This window comes from Methylobacterium indicum, from assembly GCF_017347565.1.
GTDB lineage: Bacteria > Pseudomonadota > Alphaproteobacteria > Rhizobiales > Beijerinckiaceae > Methylobacterium > Methylobacterium indicum.
In genome coordinates, this window is the sequence record NZ_AP024145.1 from 673,882 (window position 1) to 696,744 (window position 22,863).

Annotated in this window: 18 protein-coding genes; 7 read left to right on the forward strand and 11 right to left on the reverse strand. The window is 71.4% G+C overall.

Going from position 1 to position 22,863, the window contains the following annotated elements; all coding sequences use genetic code 11:
* Positions 1-167: 167 nt before the first annotated feature.
* From accC to miv_RS03095, 3 genes are all read right to left on the reverse strand, one after another.
* Positions 168-1,523 (reverse strand): acetyl-CoA carboxylase biotin carboxylase subunit, encoded by a 1,356-nt coding sequence (gene accC, locus miv_RS03085; protein ID WP_048430660.1) that lies wholly within the window; start codon positions 1,521-1,523, stop codon positions 168-170.
* Positions 1,524-1,639: 116 nt separating this feature from the next.
* Entirely contained in the window at positions 1,640-2,125 is a 486-nt protein-coding gene (accB, locus tag miv_RS03090) for an acetyl-CoA carboxylase biotin carboxyl carrier protein (protein ID WP_207181374.1), read from the reverse strand.
* A gap of 161 nt (positions 2,126-2,286) precedes the next feature.
* Entirely contained in the window at positions 2,287-3,105 is an 819-nt protein-coding gene (locus tag miv_RS03095; protein WP_048425781.1) for a DsbA family protein, read from the reverse strand.
* 186 nt (positions 3,106-3,291) lie between these two features.
* Here miv_RS03095 and miv_RS03100 point away from each other — a divergent pair, with 186 nt between their 5' ends.
* The gene (locus miv_RS03100; RefSeq protein WP_048425782.1) at positions 3,292-4,458 is read left to right on the forward strand and encodes an aminotransferase class I/II-fold pyridoxal phosphate-dependent enzyme; all 1,167 of its coding nucleotides are present in this window, start codon (positions 3,292-3,294) and stop codon (positions 4,456-4,458) included.
* A 14-nt stretch (positions 4,459-4,472) separates the two neighbouring features.
* Positions 4,473-5,243: a class I SAM-dependent methyltransferase gene (locus miv_RS03105; RefSeq protein WP_207181375.1), complete on the forward strand. Its 771-nt coding sequence runs from the start codon at positions 4,473-4,475 to the stop codon at positions 5,241-5,243.
* 97 nt (positions 5,244-5,340) lie between these two features.
* Here miv_RS03105 and miv_RS03110 read toward each other — a convergent pair whose 3' ends face one another.
* The 8 genes from miv_RS03110 to miv_RS03145 form a co-directional block, all read right to left on the reverse strand.
* Positions 5,341-6,729: a sulfatase family protein gene (locus miv_RS03110; RefSeq protein ID WP_244748837.1), complete on the reverse strand. Its 1,389-nt coding sequence runs from the start codon at positions 6,727-6,729 to the stop codon at positions 5,341-5,343.
* 78 nt (positions 6,730-6,807) lie between these two features.
* The gene (locus tag miv_RS03115; protein WP_207181377.1) at positions 6,808-7,284 is read right to left on the reverse strand and encodes a VOC family protein; all 477 of its coding nucleotides are present in this window, start codon (positions 7,282-7,284) and stop codon (positions 6,808-6,810) included.
* Between the two features lie 13 nt (positions 7,285-7,297).
* Positions 7,298-7,762 carry an SRPBCC family protein gene (locus miv_RS03120; RefSeq protein WP_207181378.1) on the reverse strand — a complete coding sequence of 155 codons (465 nt, stop codon included), beginning with the start codon at positions 7,760-7,762 and terminating at the stop codon, positions 7,298-7,300.
* 62 nt (positions 7,763-7,824) lie between these two features.
* The gene (locus miv_RS03125; protein WP_207181379.1) at positions 7,825-8,235 is read right to left on the reverse strand and encodes a VOC family protein; all 411 of its coding nucleotides are present in this window, start codon (positions 8,233-8,235) and stop codon (positions 7,825-7,827) included.
* Positions 8,236-8,325: 90 nt separating this feature from the next.
* The gene (locus miv_RS03130) at positions 8,326-9,573 is read right to left on the reverse strand and encodes an RNA polymerase sigma factor (protein WP_207181380.1); all 1,248 of its coding nucleotides are present in this window, start codon (positions 9,571-9,573) and stop codon (positions 8,326-8,328) included.
* Positions 9,570-9,956, reverse strand: a complete 387-nt coding sequence (locus miv_RS03135) for a YciI family protein (RefSeq protein ID WP_207181381.1) — start codon at positions 9,954-9,956, stop codon at positions 9,570-9,572. Before miv_RS03135 ends, miv_RS03130 begins: the two co-directional genes overlap by 4 nt.
* Positions 9,957-10,046: 90 nt before the next feature.
* Positions 10,047-11,369 (reverse strand): methyl-accepting chemotaxis protein, encoded by a 1,323-nt coding sequence (locus tag miv_RS03140; protein WP_207181382.1) that lies wholly within the window; start codon positions 11,367-11,369, stop codon positions 10,047-10,049.
* Positions 11,370-11,721: 352 nt separating this feature from the next.
* On the reverse strand, positions 11,722-15,039 hold the full coding sequence (locus miv_RS03145; protein WP_207181383.1) for an Rne/Rng family ribonuclease: 3,318 nt from the start codon (positions 15,037-15,039) through the stop codon (positions 11,722-11,724).
* Between the two features lie 817 nt (positions 15,040-15,856).
* Between miv_RS03145 and miv_RS03150 the strand changes: the two genes are divergently transcribed.
* The 5 genes from miv_RS03150 (at position 15,857) to miv_RS03170 (ending at position 22,860) form a co-directional block, all read left to right on the forward strand.
* Positions 15,857-17,221 (forward strand): N-acetylmuramoyl-L-alanine amidase, encoded by a 1,365-nt coding sequence (locus tag miv_RS03150; RefSeq protein ID WP_244748839.1) that lies wholly within the window; start codon positions 15,857-15,859, stop codon positions 17,219-17,221.
* Between the two features lie 204 nt (positions 17,222-17,425).
* Complete coding sequence (locus miv_RS03155) at positions 17,426-19,855, forward strand: penicillin-binding protein 1A (RefSeq protein ID WP_207181385.1); 2,430 nt, start codon at positions 17,426-17,428, stop codon at positions 19,853-19,855.
* A gap of 404 nt (positions 19,856-20,259) precedes the next feature.
* A complete protein-coding gene (locus miv_RS03160) occupies positions 20,260-20,541 on the forward strand; it encodes an addiction module antidote protein (RefSeq protein WP_207181387.1) in 282 nt (93 codons plus the stop codon).
* Positions 20,542-20,671: 130 nt separating this feature from the next.
* Positions 20,672-21,800, forward strand: a protein-coding gene (gene prfB, locus miv_RS03165; RefSeq protein WP_207181390.1) for a peptide chain release factor 2 whose coding sequence is annotated in 2 segments (ribosomal slippage) — positions 20,672-20,740 and positions 20,742-21,800 — 1,128 coding nt in all. Because the reading frame shifts where the segments join, the coding sequence is not laid out codon by codon here.
* 160 nt (positions 21,801-21,960) lie between these two features.
* Positions 21,961-22,860, forward strand: coding sequence for a polysaccharide deacetylase family protein (locus miv_RS03170; RefSeq protein WP_058617340.1), 900 nt, complete (start codon positions 21,961-21,963; stop codon positions 22,858-22,860).
* The last annotated feature ends 3 nt before the right edge of the window (positions 22,861-22,863 follow it).

Here is a 22,863-nt window from a genome sequence, read left to right on the forward strand (position 1 = left end):
GCGGGGAGAACCGGCGGAGCGCCGCGCCGTTCCGCAGCGCCCGCAAAAAACTTGCGCGCCATCGATTGCTGCGATGCCGCACCCGCAACGGCGGGATTTCCCGAGCCGACATGCGAAGGGGCACCCGCGAGGATGCCCCTTGTCGCGACGCCGCTTCGCGGGGCCGGTTACTCGATCTCGAGACCGCCGGTCTTGAGGAACTCCTCGAGCCAGTGGATGTCGTAGAGACCGTTCTGGATGTCGGCGTTGCGCACCAGGGTGCGGAACAGCGGCAGGGTCGTGTCGATGCCCGCGACCACGAACTCGTCGAGCGCCCGGCGCAGGCGCATCAGGCACTCGTTGCGGGTGCGGCCGTGGACGATGAGCTTGCCCATCAGCGAATCGTAGTGCGGCGGGATGCGGTAGCCCTGGTAGGCCGCCGAATCGACCCGCACGCCAAGGCCGCCGGGGGGATGGAAATAGGTGATCGTGCCGGGCGAGGGGCGGAAGGTGGCCGGGTGCTCGGCGTTGATGCGGCACTCGATGGCGTGGCCCTCGACCCGCACGTCCTCCTGGCGCACCGAGAGCGGCGCTCCGGCCGCCACCCGGATCTGCTCGTTGACGAGGTCGATCCCGGTGATCATCTCGGTGACGGGATGCTCCACCTGAATCCGGGTGTTCATCTCGATGAAGTAGAACTGCCCGTCCTCGTAGAGGAACTCGATCGTGCCGGCGCCGGTATAGCCCAGCTCCTGCATCGCCCGGGCGACCGTGCCGCCGATCTGCTCGCGCATCTCGGCGTTGAGCGCCGGGGAGGGGCCTTCCTCCCAGACCTTCTGGTGCCGGCGCTGGAGCGAGCAGTCGCGCTCGGCGAGGTGGATGGCGTTGCCGCGGCCGTCGCCGAGCACCTGCACCTCGATGTGGCGCGGCTTCTCGAGGTACTTCTCGATGTAGACCGCGTCGTCGCCGAAGGCGGCTTTCGCCTCGGTGCGGGCGGTCATCAGCGCGGTCTCGAGGTCGGCCTCGCTGCGGGCGACCTTCATGCCGCGGCCGCCGCCGCCCGACGCCGCCTTGATCAGCACCGGGTAGCCGATGTCGGCGGCGACGCGTTTCGCTTCGTCGGTATCGGTGACGCCGCCCTCGGAGCCGGGCACGCAGGGGATGCCGAGGCGCTTGGCGGTGCGCTTGGCCTCGATCTTGTCGCCCATCACGCGGATGTGCTCGGCCTTCGGGCCGATGAAGCCGATGCCGTGGTGGTTGAGCACCTCGGCAAAGCGCGCATTCTCCGACAGGAAGCCGTAGCCCGGATGCACCGCGTCGGCGCCGGTGATCTCGCAGGCGGCGATGATCGACGGGATGTTGAGGTAGCTGTCGCGGGCCGGCGGCGGGCCGATGCACACGCTCTCGTCGGCGAGCCGAACGTGCATGGCGTCGGCGTCGGCGGTGGAGTGCACCGCCACGGTCGCGATGCCGAGCTCCTTGGCGGCCCGCAGGATGCGGAGCGCGATCTCGCCCCGGTTCGCGATCAGGATCTTGTCGAACATGGGCGCCTAAGCAGGTTCCGCAAAAATGGCCGCCGGTCTCGCGGTGAAAACCTGCGGCAAAACAAGGAACGGCGCGGACAAAGCGGTGGCGCGCCAGCGGTTTGTCCGCGGGGCGATCACTCGATCAGCAGCAGGGGCTCGCCGAACTCGACCGGCTGCCCGTCCTCGATGAAGATCGCCGTCACGGTGCCGGAGCGCGGCGCCACGATGTCGTTGAAGGTCTTCATCGCCTCGACGAGCAGGACCCGGGCGCCGCTCTCGATCCGCGAGCCGACCTCGACGAAGTTCTTCGCCTCCGGCGAGGGCTTGCGGTAGGCGGTGCCGACCATCGGCGAGAGCACCGCGCCCGGATGGGCGGCGAGGGCCTTCGGGTCGGCGTCGGCGACGGGCGCGGCGGCGGGGAGCGCAGCGGCGGGCAGGGGCGGGGCGATGGCGGCCGCCACCGGGACCTGCACCTGCTGCACGGCGCGCTCGCGGGCGACGCGGATGCGCAGGTCGCCCTTCTCGACCTCGATCTCGCTGAGATCGGTCTCGGCGATCAGGGTCGCGAGCTCACGCACGAGCTCGGGGTCGAACGGGTCATGCTTGTTGTTGGAGGGCACGGCGGTCTTCGGCACTCGTCAAGGAGGGGCGGGGGTTGGCCCGCCGGAACCCGGGATCGGACGACGCGGGGGGCGTCACAAGTCCGGCGGGCGATCGGCGGGCCTCATAAACCATGCGGCCGGCGCGCGATAGTGGCGCCGGCGCGACGGGCAAGCGTGCGTCAGCAGGTGGCGTGGCCGCACTGGCGGACGCCCGCCACCGTCTTGCGGATCGGCTCGACGCCGACGGCGCCCGGGATGATCTCGTCGCCGATGATGAAGGCCGGGGTACCCGACAGGCCGAGCTTGTCGCCCAGGCCCACGTTCTCCTGCAGGGCCGCCTGGATGTCGGGGGCCTGCATGTCCTTCTGCAGCTTGGCGACGTCGAGGCCCATCTCCTTGGCCACCGCGATCGCCCGCTCGCCGTTCACCCGGCCGCGGCTCTCGAGCAGGCGGGTGTGGTAGTCGAACAGCTTGTCGCCCTTGAGCTGCTGCTTCGCCGCGAGCGCCACCTTGCTGGCCTCGAGCGAATCGGGCCCGAGCACGGGGAAGTCGCGCAGGACCACCTTCAGCTTCGGGTCGCCCTTGATCAGAGTCTGCAGGTCGTTGAGCGCCCGCTTGCAGTAGCCGCAATTGTAGTCGAAGAACTCGACCAGGGTGACGTCGCCGTTCGGGTTGCCGGCGACGAAGCCGTGCGGCGAGTTGTGCAGCGTGTCGCGAGTCTCCTTCAGGGCGCTGGCCTGGGCGACCTTCTGGGCCTCCTGCTGGCGCTTCTCCAGCTCGGCCATCGCCTCCTGGAGAATCTCCGGGTTCTTCATCAGGTAATCGCGCACCACGCCCTCGATCGCCTGGCGCTGGGCATCCGGCATCGCGGTCGCAGCGGGTCCTTGAGCGGCGGGGGCCGCCGGTGTGGTGGTCGGCGACTGCGCCTGCGTCGGGGCAACCGCGGCGACGAGGCCCGCGAGGGCGAGGGCGGGCAGAAGGCGGGGCAGGGGCAGCATCGTCGTCCTCATCGGGGGTCGTCCACCGTCGGTGGCGCGCAATCCTGGCGCGCTCCTTGATCCCTCGGTTAGGCGGTTTCGCGGCGGCCTTGTCAAATCACGCCTGCGGTGGGGGCGGGGCGCAATCGCGTGCAAATCCCGCTATGTGCGGGGGCGCACCCGCGCCCCTGTCGTCCAAGGCCCGTCATGTCCGATCCCTCCTCCCTCGTCTCCCGCCGCGCCGCCCGCGTCGCGCCCTTCCTGGCGATGGACGTGCTCGCCGCCGCGGCGCGGCGCGAGCGGGCCGGCGACAGCGTGGTCCATATGGAGGTGGGCCAGCCCTCCGCTCCGGCACCGAAACCCGCCATCGCGGCGGCGCAGGCGGCGCTGGCCTCCGGCCGCATCCCCTATACCGAGGCGCTCGGCATCGCCCCCTTGCGCGAGCGGATCGCCCGCCACTACGCCGAGGCCTACGGCGTGACGGTGGCGCCCGAGCGCGTCGTCGTCACCACCGGCTCCTCGGCGGGCTTCGTGCTGGCGTTCCTCAGCCTGTTCGACGCCGGCGGACGGGTGGCGATCGCCGCGCCGGGCTATCCGGCCTACCGCTCGGTGCTCCAGGCGGTCGATCTCGAGCCGGTCGGCCTCACCCTGCGGGCCGAGGACGGCTTCGTGCCGACGGCGGCCGGCCTCCGGGCGGCGCACGCGGTGTCGCCGCTCTCCGGGTTGCTGGTGATGAGCCCGGCGAACCCCTCCGGCACGATGATCGACGAGGCGGGCCTGCGCTCCCTCGCCGAGGCCTGCCGCGAGATGAACATCCGCTTCATCTCCGACGAGATCTATCACGGCCTGACCTACGGCGTGCCGGCCGCCACCGCGCTGGCGGTCGATCCGGACGCGGTCGTGATCAACTCGTTCTCGAAATACTACTGCATGACCGGCTGGCGCATCGGCTGGATGGTGGTGCCGGAATCCCTGGTGCGGCCGATCGAGCGGCTGGCGCAGAACCTCTACATCTCGGCGCCCTACCTGTCGCAGGTCGCGGCTCTCGCCGCCTTCGAGGCGACCGAGGAGCTGGAAGCGGTCAAGGGCGACTACGCCCGCGCCCGCGCGCTGCTGCTCAACGAATTGCCGTCGATCGGACTCGGCGACGTGCATCCGGCCGACGGCGCCTTCTACCTCTACGCCGACGTCGCGCGGCTCACCAACGACTCGATCGGCTTCTGCCGCCGCATGCTCGACGAGGCCGGCGTCGCGGCGACCCCCGGTCTCGATTTCGACCCGGAGGCCGGCGCCCACCACCTGCGCCTCTCCTTCGCCGGCGGCGAGGCCGAGGCGCACGAGGCGGTGCGGCGGCTGAAGGGCTGGCTTCGCTGACCGGAGGATCACCCATGAGCGACCTGCACCCTGCCGCCGCGACCGGCTTCGCCTCCGGTGCCGAGACCTACGCGCGGGGCCGGCCCGACTATCCGGGGGCGCTCGGCGCCTGGCTGCGCGACACCCTGCGTCTCGGGCCCGGCCGCAGGGCCGCCGATCTCGGCGCCGGGACCGGCAAGTTCACCCGCCTCATCGCCGCGACCGGCGCCGAGGTGACGGCGATCGAGCCGGTCGACGCGATGCGCGACAGGCTCGCCGCCTCCGTGCCGGGTGTCACCGCGCTCGCCGGCTCCGCCGAGGCGATGCCGCTGCCGGATGCCAGCCTCGACGCCCTCGTCTGCGCCCAGGCCTTCCACTGGTTCTCGACGCCTGAGGCCCTGGCCGAGATCCGCCGCGTGCTCAAGGTCGGCGGCCGCTTCGGCCTCGTCTGGAACGTCCGCGACGACGCAACGCCGTGGGTCGGGGAACTGACGGCGATCATGAATGCCCATGAGGGCGACGCGCCGCGCTACCACACGGGGGCGTGGCGGCGGCTGTTCCCGGCGGAGGGGTTCGGGCCGCTGCATGAGGACGCGTTCCCGCACGGCCATACCGGCACCCCCGAACAGGTGATCCTCGACCGCACGCTGTCGGTGAGCTTCATCGCGGCTTTGCCGGAGACGGAGCGGGCGCGGGTGGCGCACGACGTGCGGACGCTCATCGCACGCACGCCGGATCTCGACGGGCGGAGCGAGGTGACCTTTCCGTACCGGACGCACGTCTACTGGTGCGAGCGGAAAGTCTGATCTGCCACGGGAGGCCGCAAGACCCTCCTGGTCATTCCGCTGCCCGGCCGCGGGATGACGGAGAGCGTGGCGACGGGGTGTTCGTGGGTGCCGAACCTTATTTCGGCGCCCCCACCCCGAAATGGTCGGCGAGCTGCGCGCCCGTGTAGCTCTCCGTGAAGCTGTCGGGGCGCTCCGGCAGCATGGTGGCGCTCCACGCAGTCCAGGCCGCCTGCAGCCGGGAAAAGTCGTCCGGACGCCGCGCCTTGAGGTTCGCCCGCTCCAGCGGATCGGCGACCACGTCGAACAGGAAGGTGTTGTCCCGGATTTTGAGGTACTTGAGGTCGCCGTCGCGCATCGCCGCTTGCGCGTTGGCGCGGTAGCGCCAGTAGAAGGTGCGCGGGCGCTCCGGCGCCTCACCGGTCAGGATCGGCAGGAGGTCGATGCCGTCGGAGGGATACGCCGGATCGGGGGCGGAGCCGGCGGCGGCCAGCAGCGTCGGCAGCCAGTCCATGGTGATCATCGGCTGGGCCGAGACCGAACCCGCCTTCAGCCGCCGCGGCCACGACACGATCGCCGGGATGCGCAGGCCGCCTTCCAGCAATTCGGTCTTGCGGCCGGTGAACGGCCAGGTGTCCGAGAAGCGCTCGCCGCCATTGTCGCTCGTGAACACCACGATCGTGTCCTCGGCGACGCCGTTCGCCTCGAGCGCGTCGAGAACCCGGCCGATCTGGGTATCCATCTCGCCGACGATCCGGCGGTAGGTTTCTTGGGTGCCGCCGTCGAAGTGGCGCAGGTTGCTGCCGGCGATCCGGCGCGACTCGGCCTCGTCGTCGGGCGTCTCCCAGGGCCAGTGCGGCGCGTTGAAGTGCAGGCTGAGGAAGAACGGCCGCCCGGCCTTCGCGGCGGCGGAGACCGTCTCGACCGCGCGCTGTCCCAGCAGGTGGGTGGCGTAGCCGGCCTCCTCGATCGCCACGTCGCCGTCCCAGAGGTCCGGCTTGTTGTCGGTGCCGCGGTGGCTGAAATAGTCGATGGTGCCGCCGCGAAAGCCCCAGAACGCATCGTAGCCGCGCTGCAGCGGCCCGTAATCGTGCACGCTGCCGAGATGCCATTTGCCGACGAGCGCCGTGCGGTAGCCGGCCTGCCGCAGCAGGCCCGGCAGGGTCGGGTGCTCCGCCGGCAGGCCGCCGGTGAAGCGGGTCGTGACCGGCTCCTCGAGCCCGACCGGCAGACGGTACTGGTAGCGCCCGGTGATCAGGGCCGTGCGGGTGGCCGAGCACACCGCGGAGTTGGCGTAGGCCTGCGTGAAGCGCACGCCCTTCGCGGCGATCCGGTCGATGTGGGGCGTCGCGATGTCGGGCCGGCCGTAAGCGGCGACGTCGGCGTAGCCGAGGTCGTCGGCCATGATGAAGACGATGTTCGGGGCTTGCGCCGCCCGCGCCGTCCGCGGGCCGGCAAGTGCCGCTGCGCCAAGAGCCGCGTTTCCGAGCACGCGCCTGCGCGTCATCCCCGCCATGCCTGTCCTCCCTCCGGTCCTTGGGCCGAGGCTAAGGGCCGGCGGACCGGCGGGCAACCGGGGGACGGATCATCCCGCGGCGGCCCGTTCCAGGGCCGCGGCGTCGATCCGCACCATGCCCTGCATCGCAGAGAACACCCGGGCGGCGACGCCGGGGTCCGGGTCGGCGAGCAGCCGCGGCAGGATCTCGGGAAAGATCTGCCAGGGCACGCCCCAGCGGTCGCGCAGCCAGCCGCACTGGATCGCGGTGCCGCCCCCGGCGAGCAGTCCGTCCCACAGGTGGTCGACCGCGGCCTGGTCCGGACAGGCGACGGCGATCGAGGCGGCGGTTCCGTACTCGGCCCGGGTGCCGCCGTTGAGCGCCTGGAAGCTCTGGCCGCCGAGGGTGAAGCTCACCAGGATCGCCGCGCCGGGCTCGCCCCCGGGCCAGGGCCCGGGCGCGCGCAGGATCGGCCCGAGCTGCGAGCCCGGCACGAGGGAAACATAGGTGCGCACCGCCGCCTCGGCGTCGCGCTCGAACCACAAGCAGGTGCTGACAGAGGCCATGGTGCGTCTCCCGTCAGAGCCGGGCGCAGAGGTCGGCGAGCTGGTCGGCGCAGCGGCCCCATCCGTCGTGGAAGCCCATCGCCTCGTGGGCGGCGCGGTCCTCCGCATTCCAGTGCCGGGCAAGGGCTGTGTAGCGGGTGCCCTCGCCCTTCGGCGTGAAGGTGATGATGCCGGTGAAGAACGGCTTCGTCGCCGGTTCCCAGCCGTCCGTATAGGCGTCGGTGAAGACGATGCGGGTATTCTCGACCAGTTCGAGATAGACGCCGCGGCTCGTGAAGTCGGTGCCGTCCGGGCTCCGCATGACGATGCGGGTCGCACCGCCGGGACGCGGATCGGTTTCGGCCTGCGCGACCGTGAAGGGATGCGGGGCGAACCACCGCTCGAGGAGGTCCGGCTCGGTCCAGGCCCGGTAGAGCGCGGCCGGCGTGGCGGGGATCAGGCGGGTGAGGACGAGGTCGCGTCCGGTCGGATCGGTCATCGGAGGGCTCGGCGTCGGATGGGGGAGGCGGACCGGCGCTGCCCGGTCCTTGGGAACGGCGTTCAGCGTTTCTGCTGGTTCATCGCCCAGACCACCCCGAAGGGATCGCGGACTTGGCCGTAGCGGTCGCCCCAGAACATCTCGGCCGGCGGCGTCACCGCGGTGGCGCCCGCCTCGACGGCGCGGGCGTAGCGGGCGTCGATGTCCTCGACCATCAGGGTCAGCGTGAAGGCCTGCGGCGCCTGGAGCCCGCAGCCATGCTCCGGAAAGGCGTCGCTCAGCATCAGCGACGAGCCGTTGACGTGGAGGTGGACGTGCGGCGTCCGGCCCTGCGGATCGGCCGGCATCGCCGCGACGATCTTCGCCCCGAAGGCACGGGCGTAGAACTCCGCCGCCTTCAGGGCGCCGTCGAGCATCAGGTAGGTGACGAGGCCGCCCTTCACGGGGGCCATGGCCGGGATCTCGTCGCGCATCGGGTCCTCTCCTCCGGTCGGGCCGCCTCGCGGCCTCGCTTCAAGGACGGGCGGCCCGGCCGGGTCCCGACAGCGCCGCCCGAACTTTTTTCACGCGCTGGTCAGCCGGTCGAGCTGCAGGCGGATATGCGCGGCCTCGGCCGGGGTGCCGGCGAGCGCGATCGCCCGGCCCATCGCCTCCCTGGCCTCGGCGGTGCGGCCGAGCTGCATCAGGAGGGCGCCGCGCAGGCCATGAAAGTGGAAATAGCCCTGGAGCGGCCCGGCCAGGGGCTCGACGAGGGCGAGCCCAGCCGCCGGCCCGGCGACCTTGGCGGTCGCGACGGCGCGGTTGAGGGTCACGACCGGCGAGGGCTGCATCCGTTCGAGCGTCGCGTAGAGCGCTTCGATCCCGGCCCAGTCGGTGTCAGGCGGTCGCGCGGCGCGGGCGTGCAGGGCGGTGATGGCGGCCTGGACCTGATAGGGGCCGGGGGCACGGTGGCGCATCGCCTTGTCGACGAGGGCGAGCCCCTCGGCGATCATCGGCCCGCGCCAGAGGCCGCGATCCTGGTCCTCCAGGAGGACGATCTCACTGTTCGCGTCGAAGCGGGCCGGCGAGCGGGCGTGCTGGAGCAGCATCAGGGCGAGGAGACCCATCGCCTCCGGGTCGGTCGGAAACAGCCGCAGCAGCAGGCGGCCGAGGCGGATCGCCTCGTCGCACAGGGCCGCCCGCTCCGAGCCGGTCGCGGCCGAGTAGCCGGCGTTGAAGACGAGGTAGAGCATCGCCGCGACGGCAGTCAGCCGCTCCGCCCGCTCGGCGGGCCCGGGCGCGCCGTAGGGCACCGGGCCCTTGGCGATGCGGGCCTTGGCGCGGGTGATCCGCTGCTCCATCGCCGCCTCCGAGACCAGGAAGGCACGGGCGATGCGCGGGACGGAGAGACCCGAGACGATGCGGAGCGCCAGGGCGATCTGCTGCGTCGCCGGCAGGTCCGGGTGGCAGCAGACGAACAGGAGCCGCAGGATGTCGTCGCGATAGGCCTCGGCGTCGATCGCCTCGGCCAGCGGCGTCTCGGCGTCGTCGAGGTCGGAGAGCGCGTCGTCCGGCGGCAGGGCGGTCAGGCGGGCGAGGCGGCGCCGGCCGTCGAGGGCGGCGTTGCGCCCGACCAGGATCAGCCAGGCCGCCACGTCCCGCGGCGGTCCGGTGCGGGGCCAGGTGCGCAGCGCCCGCAGGCTCGCTTCCTGGAACGCCTCCTCGGCGGTGTCGAGGTCGCGAAACACCCGCAGCAGGGCGGCGACGACCCGCGGCCTCGCCGCCGCCAGGGACGCGGCGAGCCAGGCGGCGTCGGGCGAGGCGTCGTTCACCTCGGCCCACCCCGGCCCGGGCGCGGATCGGGATTGTAGAGCAGGACCGGGCGCAGCTCGTAGGAGCCCCCCGGATTGGCGCCGGCGAGGTCGCGGGCGATCTCCAAGGCCTCGTCGAGGTCGGCGACGTCGACGACGTAGAAGCCGAGCAGCTGCTCCTTGGTCTCGGCGAAGGGGCCGTCGATCACCAGCGGCGGCTCGCTCGCCTTGCGCAGGGTCGTGGCGGTGCTCGTCGGCAGGAGCCGCAGCGACGGGCCGAGCTTGCCGTCCCGCTCCAGCCGCGCGTGGACCCGGCCGAGCCGGTCCATCACGGCGGCATCGTCCGCCGCGCTCCAGGCGGCGACGACGTCCTCGTCCTTGTAGCAGAGGATGGCGTAGAGCATCGGCTGATCCCTCCCGTCACGGGACGGGCGAGGCGGCCCGGATCCGACAAGGATCGCCGAAGTCTTCCCCGGCTGTGAACCCCGCTCCGCTCAGTGGCGCGTCGCGCCCTCGGCGGCGGCCACGAGGGTCTTGGCGACGGCCTCGAAGGCCTGGAAGGCCGGGATCGCCTTGTCCCAGGCGCCCGCGGCCAGGGCCTCGACCATGGCGGCGGCGTGGCGGCGGGCCTCGGCGCAGGATGCGGTGATCTGGGACGCCGCCGGATGCGCGGGATCGATCCCGAGTTCCGCGGCATCGCCGGAGGCGAAGGGCGGCACCGCCGCCGAGGCCTGGCCGAGCCCGACCAGGGTCGCTGCGAGCCGGCGCTTCCACATCCCCACATCGGCGGGCATGCGCAGCAGGCGGTATCCCGGCAGGCTGCGGGCCGTCCCGGCGTCGAGCACCTCCTGGGCCTTCGTCTCGGCCCGCACGAGGATCGCCATCAGGCCGTCGATCTCGTCCCGGGTCTTCTGCGCCTTGCCGGCGACCTGCTGCACGCCGGACGAGATCTCGGCGGTGGCCGCCTCCTGCTGGCCCAGCACCTCGGCGAGCGCCCGGATTCCCTCCGCCGAGCGGGCGACGGCGTCGCCCTCCTGCACCACCCGGGCCTCGACCCGGGTCACCGCGGCGGTGCCGCTCGCCACCGCATGCCGGCTCTCGGCCACGGCGCCCTGGATCGCCGCAAGTTCCTGCAGCAGCACCGCCAGGCGGCCGCGGATCTGCTCGGTCGCCCGCGCGGTCTGGCCGGAGAGCTGCTTGACCTCCGCCGCGACGACCGCGAAGCCGCGGCCGGCCTCGCCGGCCCGCGCCGCCTCGATCGTGGCGTTCAGCGCCAAGAGGTTGGTCTGGCTCGAGATCGCCTCGATCGTCCCGGCCATCTCCTGGATCTGCAGGGCCGCGCTCTCGAAGCCGGTCAGGCGCCGCTCGATCTGCTCGGCATGGGTCTCGATCGCCGCCATGGTGCGGCTCGCCTCGCGCATGTCCGCCGCGCAGGCCGCGATGCCGCCGCTCGCCTGCTCGGCGACCTCGGCGCTGGCCTGCGAGCGACCGGAGAGCTCGCGGGTGGAGGCCGCCACCTCCTCGACCGCCGCCGCCATGGCGCGGGTCTGGCCGGCGATCTCGCTGGCGTCGTGCGTCATCCACCCGAGCACGGTCGCCGCTTCGGAGGCCTCCGCGGCGATACGGGCCGTGCTGCCCAGATCCGCGGCGGCGGTGCCCTGCATCCGGCCGACGAGCTGCCCGAGGGAGCGGGCGAGGCGCCCGTGGCCCAGATCCGACCCGGACCCGGCCCTGTCGACGAGACCGGCGAGGCGCTCCTCGACCATGTCGGGGGTCTCGACGGGAATGGGCGCGGGGGCGTTGCGGGAACGGAACATGGCGAGAATCCACGAAGTGATGACACGATCTCCACCGATCACCGTATCGTTTCCGTTAACGGCCACGGTGGATCTTGGTCTAGCGTGTGAAGTGACCCTCAGTCGTTTCAGGATTTCCACATCATCGAGAGTTCCGGGTGGGCCTGCAACGATGCATCTGCACTCGATGGTTGCGGCCAGATGCCGATGACGAATTGTATAAAATGCGGCGCAGCTCGGTCATCCGTTCTAGGCCGTCTGTCATACGGCACCCTCCCATAACGGCACGGGCCGCGCTCCCTTCGGAGCGCGGCCCGCGTCGAACGGTTCGGGACTTGCTCGGGACGGCGCCGTCCGGCCGTCCCGCAGACACTCACTCGCCGCCGATCGCCGCTTTGGTGCGGGACCACCAGCCGGCCCGCTTCGGACGGTCCGGATCCGCCGGAGGGGTGAGCACGACGGCTACCGGCTCGGGCTCGGGCTCGGGCGCCGTAACCGGCGTCTCGGGAGCCGGCTCGGCCGCCCCGGACTCCGCCGGGTGGTCAGGCTCGGACTCGCCGGCCGGGGCCGGAGCCTCGATCGCCTCGGCGGTCAGGGCCTCGCGCTCGACGGCCGGGAGGTCCGGCGTTTCGACCGGGCGGCCGACCGCCTCGGGCGCGGAGCCGGAGATCTCGTCAAGGGCGACGATCTCTTCGGCCAGGGCGTCCTGCACCAGGCTGCCCCCGGCCTCGCCGGGCTCCGCGCCGGCCACCACCTCGTCGCCGATCGTGCCGCCGGTCTCCTCGAAGCGGTCGCGACCGCGGCCGCCGCGGCGCCCGCGCCGGCGGCGCCGGCTCAGGGCGTCCTCGCGGCTCTCGCGCTCAGCGCGCGGAGCCGACGCACCGTCCTCGGTGATCGGAATCGACACCGCCTCGCCCTCGGCGGCGTGCTCGCCCGGGGCCTCGCCGGCCTCGTCGCCGTCGCTCTCGTGACCCTCGGCCTCGCCGTCCTCGGACCCGGAGCGCTCGCCCCGGCCGCGCCGGCGGCGACGGCGGCGGCGGCGCTTGCCCCCGCCCTCGTCCTCGCCCCGCGGCGCGCCGTCGCCGGCTTCCTCGTCGGATTCCGCCTCGGCGTCGCCGTCGGTCTCGGACTCGGCGATCTCCTCGGCCTCCTCGACGATCTCCTCGTCCTCGTCATCCTCCTCCAGCGGCGGCGGCAGCACCGCCTCGGCCCGGATGCTGCTGACGGGGCGCGGTTCGACCCGCTGGGCGATGTCGCCGCGCTCGAGGTGGAAGGCCGAGGTGGCGGCCAGCCGCTCGTCGGCCGCGATGATGATCGCGACGCCGAACCGCGCCTCGAGTTCGTGCAGGTGGGCGCGCTTCTGGTTGAGGATATAGAGCGCCACCTCGGTCCGGGTGCGCAGGATCAGGTTGTGGCTGTTCGACTTGATCAGCGCTTCCTCGATCGCCCGCAGGATCAGCAGGGCCACCGAGGCGGTCGCCCGCACGAAGCCCGAGCCGCCGCAATGCGGGCAGGGCACCGACGAGGATTCGAGCACGCCGGTGCGGATGCGCTGGCGCGACATCTCAAGCAGGCCGAAGGGCGAGATCCGGCCGACCTGGATGCGGGCGCGGTCGTTCTTCAGGCACTCGTTCAGCTTCTTCTCGACGGCGCGGTTGTTCCGCTTCTCCTCCATGTCGATGAAGTCGATGACGATGAGACCGGCGAGGTCGCGCAGGCGCAGCTGGCGCGCCACCTCCTCGGCGGCCTCCAGGTTCGTCTTGAACGCGGTGTCCTCGATGTCGTGCTCGCGGGTGGCTCTCCCCGAGTTCACGTCGATCGAGACCAGGGCCTCGGTCGGGTTGATGACGAGGTAGCCGCCCGAGCGCAGGGAGACGTGGTTGGAGAACATCGCGTCGAGCTGCTGCTCGACCCCGAAGCGGGCGAAGATCGGCGACGGGTCGCGGTAGGGCTTCACCACCTTCGACTGCGTCGGCATCAGCATCCGCATGAAGTCCTTGGCCTCGCGGTAGGCGTCCTCGCCCGCGACCAGAACCTCGTCGATGTCCTTGTTGTAGAGGTCGCGGATGGCGCGCTTGATCAGCGAACCCTCCTCGTAGACGAGCGCCGGCGCGGCGGACGACAGCGTCAGCTCGCGCACGCTCTCCCACAGCCGCATCAGGTACTCGAAGTCGCGCTTGATCTCCGGCTTGGTGCGCGAGGCACCCGCCGTGCGCAGGATGACGCCCATCCCCTCGGGCACCTCGAGGTCGGTGGCGATCTCCTTCAGGCGCTTGCGGTCGGCCGCGCTGGTGATCTTGCGCGAGATGCCGCCGCCCCGGCCGGTGTTCGGCATCAGCACCGAGTAACGGCCGGCGAGCGACAGGTAGGTGGTAAGCGCCGCGCCCTTGGTGCCGCGCTCCTCCTTGACGACCTGGACCAGGATGACCTGCCGGCGCTTGATCACCTCCTGGATCTTGTAGTGCCGGCGCGGGGTGCGGGGACGCTCGGGGATCTCGGCGAGCGCGTCGCCGCGGCCGCCGACCTGCTCGACGATCGGCTCCTCGTGGTCGTCGTCCTCGTTCTCGTCGTCCTCCCCGTCGTCCTCGTCCTCGTCGTCGTCCCCATCATCCTCGTGGTCGTCGTCCTCGTCGTCGGACGCGTCCTCGTCGGCCTGCGGCGCCTCGACCGGCTGCGAAGCGGCGACGGGCTGGGGCAGGACGCCCGCGTCGTCGCTCTCGCCGGCGGGGTCGGCCTGACCCGCGGCCGCGACGGGCTCGGACGCGGCGGGAGCGGCCTCGGTCGCGTCCGCGACGGGGGCGGGCTCCGCCGACACGGCGGCGGCGATCGCCGCCGGGGTCTCGGCGCCGGCCTCGCCCTGCAGCGGGGCGGCCTCGACGGGGTGATGCTCGGCGGCGGGCGCCGCGGCAGAGGTCTCCTGGGCAGGAGTCTCCTGGGCCGGAGCCTCCTGGGCCGGGCTCTCGTGAGCCTGGCCGTCCTGGGCCTGGGTCTCCTGGATCAGGTTGTCCTGCGCGACGGCGTCGCCGGCCTGGGCCTCGGCCGGAGCCTCGTGGGCGGCCTGCGCCGGATGCTCGCCGCTCTCGGGCTGGCCGGGCGTCCCTTCGCTGAACGTCCCTTCGCTGAACGTCCCCTGGGCGAGCGTCTCGCGCGGGTGCGTGTCCTGCCAGCCGGTCGCCTCGGCGCCGCTCGTCTCGACATCGGCCTCCTGGCGGATCTCCTGGCCGGTCTCGTGCAGATCCTCCGCCGGGGCGCTCACCACGGCGTCGGACGGGCGCGACGAGGCCTCGGCCCGGCGGCCACGGCGCCGACGGCGGCGCGGCTGGTCGCCGCGCTCCGACCGCTCGCTGCGGTCCGGCCGCTCGCTGCGCTCCTGGCGCTCGGGGCGCTCCTCGAGCTCGCGCTCGGCCCGCGCCTCCTCCTCGAGGAGCGCCATCCGGTCGGCGATCGGGATCTGGTAGTAGTCGGGATGGATCTCGCTGAAGGCGAGGAAGCCGTGGCGGTTGCCCCCGTACTCGACGAAGGCGGCCTGCAGCGACGGCTCGACCCGCGTGACCTTGGCGAGATAGATGTTGCCCCGCAGCTGGCGGCGGCTAGCGGACTCGAAGTCGAATTCCTCGACCTTGGAACCCTTGACCGTCACCACCCGGGTCTCTTCCGGGTGGGCGGCATCGATGAGCATCTTGTTGGCCATGACGAACTTTCGGCATGGCGACCGACGGCAGTGCCGCTGGACGGGGGCATCCGGGAACGGACCCTGGGGCGGGTGACCTCAGGGATCCGGGCCGTGCGCGGGAGGACGAGCCTCCGTAGTCCGGTGCCGCCCCGGGCGCGGAAACCTGCGCCGGGAGGGCTCTCCCGTGCCGTGCCCTTCCGGGCCCGGCGGATGATGTCGTGCGGGGGATGCCGTCAATCGCCGCTGCGCGCATCCACGCGCGCGAGGGGTTGACGATGGCCGGGGGCAGGGGGCGCGGACGGGCGCGACGCGGAGCGCGTGCGCCGGGGACGGCAGCTTCGAAATCCGAGGCTGTGCGTCCACGCATACTCCCACCGACCTTTCGAATCAGGGCGCGCGGGCCTGGAAGGCCCCGCGGCCGTTGGAAAACGGGCGACGACGTTCGGGAACGCCGCCGCGGATCACGCGACACCTGCCCGGCACGCTGATCGTCGGACGATCTGCCGGCGGCCGGCCAACGCCGAAGCCGCTGCGAGAGCGTCCGGGCGGGCCCGCGGGCCGCGGCGGAGAGCCGGCGGCATCGGGCAGGGGTCCATACCATTACAGAGTGTCGCGGCGAATTTGCAAGCATCATCACGAGCATCATCCCCGGATCGTCGGTCTCGCACGCCCACCCCCCGTGCGTGCCCGGACGCCCGCGCGCCGCCCCGCCGGCCGCCGTGCTGTACCCGCCCGGCCACAGGCGGGCGGCGGACGATCCGGACGGCTTTGCGAAGCGTTAACCATGGCGCGGTTATCGCGTAACCGGGATGCCGCCTGAAGTCGCCGCGAGACCATGCCGACACGCGCACGTCCGATCCGCCTGCCCCTCCGCGCCGCCCTGGTGGCCGTGGGCCTCCTCGCGCCGTTCGCCGGCCTCGCGGCGCCGTCCGCGCCGGAGCGTCCGGCCGTCGAGCGCCCGAATTCCGAGCGCTCGAGCCCCGACCGTCAGGCCTCCGAGCGTGCCGCCGACCGCCCCGCGGTGGCGATCGGCGCCGAGACCTCGGCGGTTCCGGAGGGCACCCGCCTGACCGTGGTCCTGTCCCGGCCGGTCGAGGCCCGGGCCTTCGTGATGGAGCGGCCCGACCGGGCGATCGTCGACCTGCCGGAGGTCAACTTCCAGTTGCCCGCGGAGGCGGGCCGCAAGCGCGACGGCCTCGTCGCCTCCTACCGCTACGGCCTGTTCGCTCCCGGGCGCTCGCGCATCGTCATCGATCTCGCCCAGGCCGCGACCGTGGCGCGGGTCGCGACCACCACCCGGCCGCGGGACGGGGCGACGCTGCTCACCATCGATCTCGCCCGCAGCGACCGCGAGGCGTTCCGGCGCGCCGCCCAGCCGGCCGCGCCCGCCCGGGCCGAGGGTCCCTCGACCCGCGATCCGGTCGATTCGCGGCCCCTCGTCATCGTCGATGCCGGCCATGGCGGCATCGATCCGGGCGCCATCGCGGGCAACGGCGTCTACGAGAAGGACATCGTGTTCGGGGTCGCCCAGGGGCTGGTCCAGCGCCTGGAGGCCGGCGGCCGGATCCGGGTGCAGATGACCCGCGACCGCGACGTGTTCGTGCCGCTCGCCGAGCGGGTGCGCATCGCCCGCGACGCCCGCGCCGACCTGTTCGTGTCGATCCATGCCGATTCGATCTCGGCCGCCCCGCAGGTGCGCGGCGCCACGATCTATACCGGCTCCGAGAAGGCGACCGACGCCGAATCGGCGCGGCTGGCCGACCGCGAGAACAAGGCCGACGCGGCGGCCGGCGCCGACCAGGGCGACGGCCCGGGCGACGTCGCCACCATCCTGCAGGAACTCACCCTGCGCGAGACCCGCGGGTTCTCGGCCCGGTTCGCGCAAGGGTTGCTCACCAACCTCTCCGGCGTGATGGAGATGAGCGTGAAGCCCCACCGCGAGGCGGGCTTCCGGGTGCTGCGCTCGCCCGACGTGCCCTCGGTGCTGGTCGAGCTCGGCTACCTGTCGAGCAAGCGCGACCTCGACCTGCTGCTCTCCGACGAGTGGCGCGCCAAAGTGACGGCGCAGATGGCCGGGGCGATCGAGCGGTTCTTCGCCGGCCGCGTTCCGCCGACGGGGCAGGCGATGACGGCCTTGAACGGCGACGGGCTGCGGATGACCCGGGCCGCCGAGCACGGACCCGCCCCAGTTTCACCATAGATCCCGTGTCGATAGGGCCCTGTCGGCCCCTCGCTGTCCTGGCTTTCGCGCCCGTCCTCCGTTAATCGCGGGAGCGGCTGCGCGTCGTCATGGCGAGTCGCGTTCCGGTGGGGAGCCGCACCGAGGCGTGGCCGTCCGCTGCGGGCCTCGGGCGATCGCTCGGCCAAGAGGGCCGCCGCGGCATCATCGACGGATCGGGTTTCGATGCGCTTCATCCTCCGCTTCTTCGGCTTCCTGTTCAGCATCGGCGCGATGGCGGTCGTCGTCGGCGCCGCGGCAGGCGGCTACTTCTTCTGGAAGTACTCGCGCGACCTGCCGGACCACGCGGCGCTCGCCAATTACGAGCCGCCGGTGATGACCCGCGTCCACGCGGCCGACGGCAGCCTGCTCGCGGAATATGCCCGCGAGCGCCGGCTCTACCTGCCGATCCAGGCGATGCCGAAGATCGTCATCGCGGCCTTCCTGTCGGCCGAGGACAAGAACTTCTACAAGCACGGCGGCATCGACCCCGAGGGCATCGTCCGGGCGATCGTCACCAACGCGTCCAGCGGCAAGAAGCAGGGCGCCTCGACCATCACCCAGCAGGTCGCCAAGAACTTCCTGCTCTCGTCCGAGCAGACCCTCGACCGCAAGGTCCGCGAGGCGCTGATCGCTTTGCGAATCGAGTCGACCTACTCGAAGGACAAGATCCTCGAGCTCTACCTCAACGAGATCTTCCTCGGCACGATCGTGCCGGGCCGCAACCTGCACGGCATCGCGGCCGCCGCGCTCGACTATTTCGGCAAGTCGGTGCACGAGCTGACGATCCACGAGGCGGCCTATCTCGCGGCCCTGCCCAAGGGCCCGAACAACTACCACCCCTATCGCCGCACCCAGCAGGCGCTGGCGCGCCGCAACGAGATCATCGGCCTGATGGCCCAGAACGGGTACATCACCAAGGAGGAGGCCGAGTCCGAGCGCAAGCTGCCGCTCGGCGTCAACCCGCGCACCATCTCGCCCAACACCGCCAACGCGAACTACTTCGCCGAGGAGGTCCGCCGCGAGATCTCCGAGCGCTACGGCGAGAAGAAGCTCTACGAGGGCGGCCTGTCGGTGCGCACCACCCTCGACCCGAAGATGCAGACGATGGCCCGCAAGGCGCTCGTCGACGGCCTCGTCCGCTACGACCAGGCGCGCGGCTGGCGCGGCCCGAAGAGCCGCGTCGAGCTCGCCGGCCGCGACTGGGGCATGGCGGTGGCCGAGGTGCCGGCGCTCGGCGACGTGCAGCCCTGGCGCCTGGCCGTGGTGCTCGATACCTCCGGCGGCCGCGCCACGATCGGCCTGCAGCCCAAGCGCGAGAGTTCGGGCCAGGTCTCGAAGGACCGCGAGACCGGGATCATCTCGGCGGAGGGCGTGCGCTGGACCGGGCGCAGCGTCGCCTCGGCGCTGAACACCGGCGACGTGGTCTATGTCGAGCGCATGGAGGGCGCGGGCAACGCCTACCGCCTGCGCCAGATCCCGGAGGTCTCCGGCGCGATCGTGGCGATGGATCCCTATACGGGCCGCGTCCACGCGATGGTCGGCGGCTTCTCCTACGACGAGAGCGAGTTCAACCGCGCCACCCAGGCGATGCGCCAGCCCGGCTCGTCGTTCAAGCCGATCGTCTACTCGGCGGCCCTCGACAACGGCTACACCCCGTCCTCGCTCGTGCTCGACACCCCGATCACCATCGAGGCGGGCCCCGGCCAGGAGGCCTGGACCCCGACGAACTACGGCGGCAAGGCCGGCGGAGGGGCTCACACCCTGCGCTACGGCATCGAGCACTCGAAGAACCTGATGACGGTGCGGCTCGCCAAGGATGTCGGCATGCCGCTGATCGCCGAGTACGCCCGCCGCTTCGGCGTCTACGACGACATGCTCCCCGTCCTGCCGATGTCGCTCGGCGCCGGCGAGACCACCGTGATGCGGATGGTCACCGCCTACTCGATGCTCGACAACGGCGGCCGGCGCATTCGCCCGACCCTGATCGATCGGATCCAGGACCGCAACGGCGAGACCATCTACCGCCACGACACCCGCAAGTGCATCGGCTGCGACGCCGACAAGTGGTCGGGCCAGGACGAGCCGAAGCTGGTCGACGATTCCGAGCAGGTCCTCGACCCGCTCACCGCCTACCAGATCGTCTCGATCATGGAGGGCGTGGTCCAGCGCGGCACCGCCACGATCCTGAAGGAGATCGGCAAGCCGCTCGCCGGCAAGACCGGCACCACCAATGACTCCAAGGACGCCTGGTTCGTCGGCTTCTCGCCGGACCTCGCGGTGGGCATCTATATCGGCTACGACAAGCCCCGCTCGCTCGGCGACAGCGCCACCGGCGGCGGGCTCGCCGCCCCGATCGCCCGCGACTTCCTGAAGGCCGCCCTCAAGGACAAGCCGCCGACCCCGTTCCGCGTGCCCCCGGGCATCAAGCTGATCCGCGTCAACGCCGCCACCGGCACCCGCGCCGGCGGCTCGGAAGGCGGGCTGCTCGAGGCCTTCAAGCCCGGCACCGCCCCGCCCGACAGCTACTCGGCCCCGCCGAGCGCCCAGCCGGCGGCCCCGGCGGCGGTGCCGCCGGACGCGGACCGGGCGGCCCAGGCGGGCGGGCTGTACTGACGGCGACAGGGAGGGCGAGGCGCCGGCGGGTGCCTCGCCCTTCGCGCATGTGATCCGTGTTCCTTCACTGTCCATACCGGGTTGTTCCGTCCTGCAGGGTCGAACGCGATGATTCGGATCAGGCAGACGAAAACCTACAGTCGCTGGGAACAGCAGCTCGAGGATCAGCGAGCGCGAGCAGCCATCGCAGCTCGTCTCCTGCGGCTCGCGAACGGCCTCATCGGAGACGCGGCTCCCGTGGGTGGCGGCGTGAGCGAACTGCGTATCCACTATGGCCCTGGTTAACGCCTTTATTTTCGATGGCGGGGCGATGACATCGTGCTTCTCCTCTGCGGGGATGACAAATCCAGCCAGAATCGCGAGATCCAGAAGGCGCTGCAACTTGCCGCCGACGAGGCCTGACCATGGCTGAAGAGATCACCGACTACGATTTTGCGGCCTCGCTCCAAACCGACGAGGCCATCGCGGTCTTCCTCTCGGACGCCTTCGAGACGGGCGATGCGAACCATATCGCGACAGCTCTCGAGATCGCCGTTCGCGCCAAGGGCGAGGCACGGATCGCGTCGAAGGCGGGGATATCGGAGGAGGGATACGATCTGGATAATCCGACCCTCGCAACTCTGTTGGCCGTGATGAAGGCCCTCGGGGTCGGCTTCTTGCCCATGCCCGTGCGCGCCGCATCCTGATGGACAGCCGGGAACCGGTTTCGATGGCCGTAGGGGTGCTGACGCATCGGCGTCGCTGCAATCCGTTTACACCCGCGCCCCTCGGCGCTATCACCCTGCACCCCACCTCACGCGAGTGAACCCACACCAGATGCGCGCCGAGATCGAGCAACTCTCGGATGCCGCCAAGCAGTCGATCGGACTGCTGAGGAGGCATCTTTGACTGGGATACCGTTGACAAGCGCCTCGCGGAGCTGAACGCCCGCTCGGAGGACCCCTCGCTCTGGAACGATCCGGAGGAGGCCCAGAAGGTCATGCGCGAGCGCACGCAGCTCGACGACGCCGCGACCGCGATCCGCCGCCTCGAACAGGGGCTGGAGGACGGCGCGACGCTGATCGAGCTCGGCGAGATGGAGGAGGACACCTCCACCATCCGCGAGGGCGAGGAGCAGATCCGTGCCGTTCAGGGCGAGGCGGCCCGCCGCCAGATCGAGACCCTGCTCTCGGGCGAGGCCGACGGCAACGACACCTATGTCGAGGTCCATGCCGGCGCCGGCGGCACCGAGAGCCAGGACTGGGCCAACATGCTCCAGCGCATGTATGCCCGCTGGGCCGAGCGCCGGAAGTACAAGGTCGAGATCGTCGAGTGGTCCGACGGCGAAGAGGCCGGGATCAAGGGCGCCACGCTCCTGATCAAGGGCCACAACGCCTATGGCTGGCTGAAGACCGAATCGGGCGTCCACCGCCTGGTGCGGATCTCGCCCTACGATTCCAACGCCCGGCGGCACACCAGCTTCGCCAGCGTCTGGGTCTATCCGGTCATCGACGACCGGATTACGATCGAGATCAAGGAATCGGACTGCCGGATCGACACCTACCGGTCGTCGGGTGCGGGCGGCCAGCACGTCAACACCACCGATTCGGCGGTGCGCATCACCCACAACCCGACCGGGATCGTGGTGGCGTGCCAGCAGGAGCGCTCGCAGCACAAGAACCGGGCCACCGCCTGGAACATGCTGCGCGCCCGCCTCTACGAGCTCGAGCTGAAGAAGCGCGAGGAGAAGGCCAATGCCGAGGCGGCCTCGAAGACCGATATCGGCTGGGGTCACCAGATCCGCTCCTACGTGCTCCAGCCCTATCAGCTGGTGAAGGACCTGCGCACCGGCGCCCAGTCGACCAGCCCCGACGACGTCCTCGACGGCGACATCGACGACCTGATCGAGGCCTCGCTCGCCCACCGGGTCTATGGCGGCGCCGAGGCGGTCGCGGATATCGACTGAGGATCCGCAAGGCTTTCGACCCTGAGACCAGGGCGCGGCGTTTCCCCCGGAGCGGGGGAGGGGCCGCGCCCTTTTTACATCCTGGTGCCGGGCCCGTTACGGCTTGACCGCGCCGCGCCGCCGGTTGTCAGATGCCCGCCGGGCAGGCGGGATGACGCGCATGGCGAAAGAGATCTTCGTGTCCTACGGCGTCGACGTCGACGCGGTGGCGGGCTGGCTCGGATCGTATGGCGGCGAGGACAGCCCCTGCGACATCTCCCGCGGGGTCTTCGCCGGCAAGGTCGGGTCGCCCCGGCTGCTGCGGATGTTTTCGCGGTGGGGCATCCAGACGACCTGGTTCATCCCCGGCCACTCGATCGAGACCTTTCCCGAGGAGATGAGGGCCGTGGCGGCGGCGGGCCACGAGATCGGGATGCACGGCTACAGCCACGAGAACCCGATCGCGATGACGCCCGAGCAGGAGGAGGCGATCTTCGACAAGTGCGTCGGGCTGATCGCCGATCTCGCCGGAAGGCCGCCCCGGGGCTACGTCGCCCCCTGGTGGGAGTTCGGCCCGAAGACCAACGAGCTCCTGCAGAAGAAGGGCATCCGCTACGACCACTCGCTGATGCACAACGACCACCACCCCTACTACGTGCGGGTGGACGAGAGCTGGACCAAGATCGACTACGCCCAGCATCCCTCGACCTGGATGCGCCCGTTCGAGCACGGCACCGAGACCCGGCTGATCGAGATCCCGGCCTCCTGGACCCTCGACGACCTGCCGCCGATGATGTTCGTCAAGGCGGCGCCCAACAGCCACGGCTTCGTCAACCCGCGCGACATCGAGCAGATGTGGCGCGACCAGTTCGACTGGGTCTACGCCAATTACGACTACGCCGTCTTCCCGATCACCATCCACCCGGACGTCTCGGGCAAGCCGCACGTGCTGCAGATGCACGAGCGCCTGTTCCAGCACTTCAAGGCCCATGACGGCGTGCGCTTCGTGACGATGGAGACCATCGCCGAGGATTTTGCGAGGCGCTTCCCGTTCGAGGGCACGGCGCGGCCGGAATCCTGATTC

Excerpts from the sequence above, each read along its gene's own strand:
- accC (WP_048430660.1), bottom strand. The coding sequence starts at position 1,523 with ATGTTCGACAAGATCCTGATCGCGAACCGGGGCGAGATCGCGCTCCGC.
- miv_RS03095 (WP_048425781.1), bottom strand. The coding sequence starts at position 3,105 with ATGCTGCCCCTGCCCCGCCTTCTGCCCGCCCTCGCCCTCGCGGGCCTC.
- miv_RS03100 (WP_048425782.1), top strand. The coding sequence starts at position 3,292 with ATGTCCGATCCCTCCTCCCTCGTCTCCCGCCGCGCCGCCCGCGTCGCG.
- miv_RS03105 (WP_207181375.1), top strand. The coding sequence starts at position 4,473 with ATGAGCGACCTGCACCCTGCCGCCGCGACCGGCTTCGCCTCCGGTGCC.
- miv_RS03110 (WP_244748837.1), bottom strand. The coding sequence starts at position 6,729 with ATGACGCGCAGGCGCGTGCTCGGAAACGCGGCTCTTGGCGCAGCGGCA.
- miv_RS03115 (WP_207181377.1), bottom strand. The coding sequence starts at position 7,284 with ATGGCCTCTGTCAGCACCTGCTTGTGGTTCGAGCGCGACGCCGAGGCG.
- miv_RS03120 (WP_207181378.1), bottom strand. The coding sequence starts at position 7,762 with ATGACCGATCCGACCGGACGCGACCTCGTCCTCACCCGCCTGATCCCC.
- miv_RS03125 (WP_207181379.1), bottom strand. The coding sequence starts at position 8,235 with ATGCGCGACGAGATCCCGGCCATGGCCCCCGTGAAGGGCGGCCTCGTC.
- miv_RS03135 (WP_207181381.1), bottom strand. The coding sequence starts at position 9,956 with ATGCTCTACGCCATCCTCTGCTACAAGGACGAGGACGTCGTCGCCGCC.
- miv_RS03140 (WP_207181382.1), bottom strand. The coding sequence starts at position 11,369 with ATGTTCCGTTCCCGCAACGCCCCCGCGCCCATTCCCGTCGAGACCCCC.
- miv_RS03145 (WP_207181383.1), bottom strand. The coding sequence starts at position 15,039 with ATGGCCAACAAGATGCTCATCGATGCCGCCCACCCGGAAGAGACCCGG.
- miv_RS03150 (WP_244748839.1), top strand. The coding sequence starts at position 15,857 with ATGCCGACACGCGCACGTCCGATCCGCCTGCCCCTCCGCGCCGCCCTG.
- miv_RS03155 (WP_207181385.1), top strand. The coding sequence starts at position 17,426 with ATGCGCTTCATCCTCCGCTTCTTCGGCTTCCTGTTCAGCATCGGCGCG.
- miv_RS03160 (WP_207181387.1), top strand. The coding sequence starts at position 20,260 with ATGGCTGAAGAGATCACCGACTACGATTTTGCGGCCTCGCTCCAAACC.
- miv_RS03170 (WP_058617340.1), top strand. The coding sequence starts at position 21,961 with ATGGCGAAAGAGATCTTCGTGTCCTACGGCGTCGACGTCGACGCGGTG.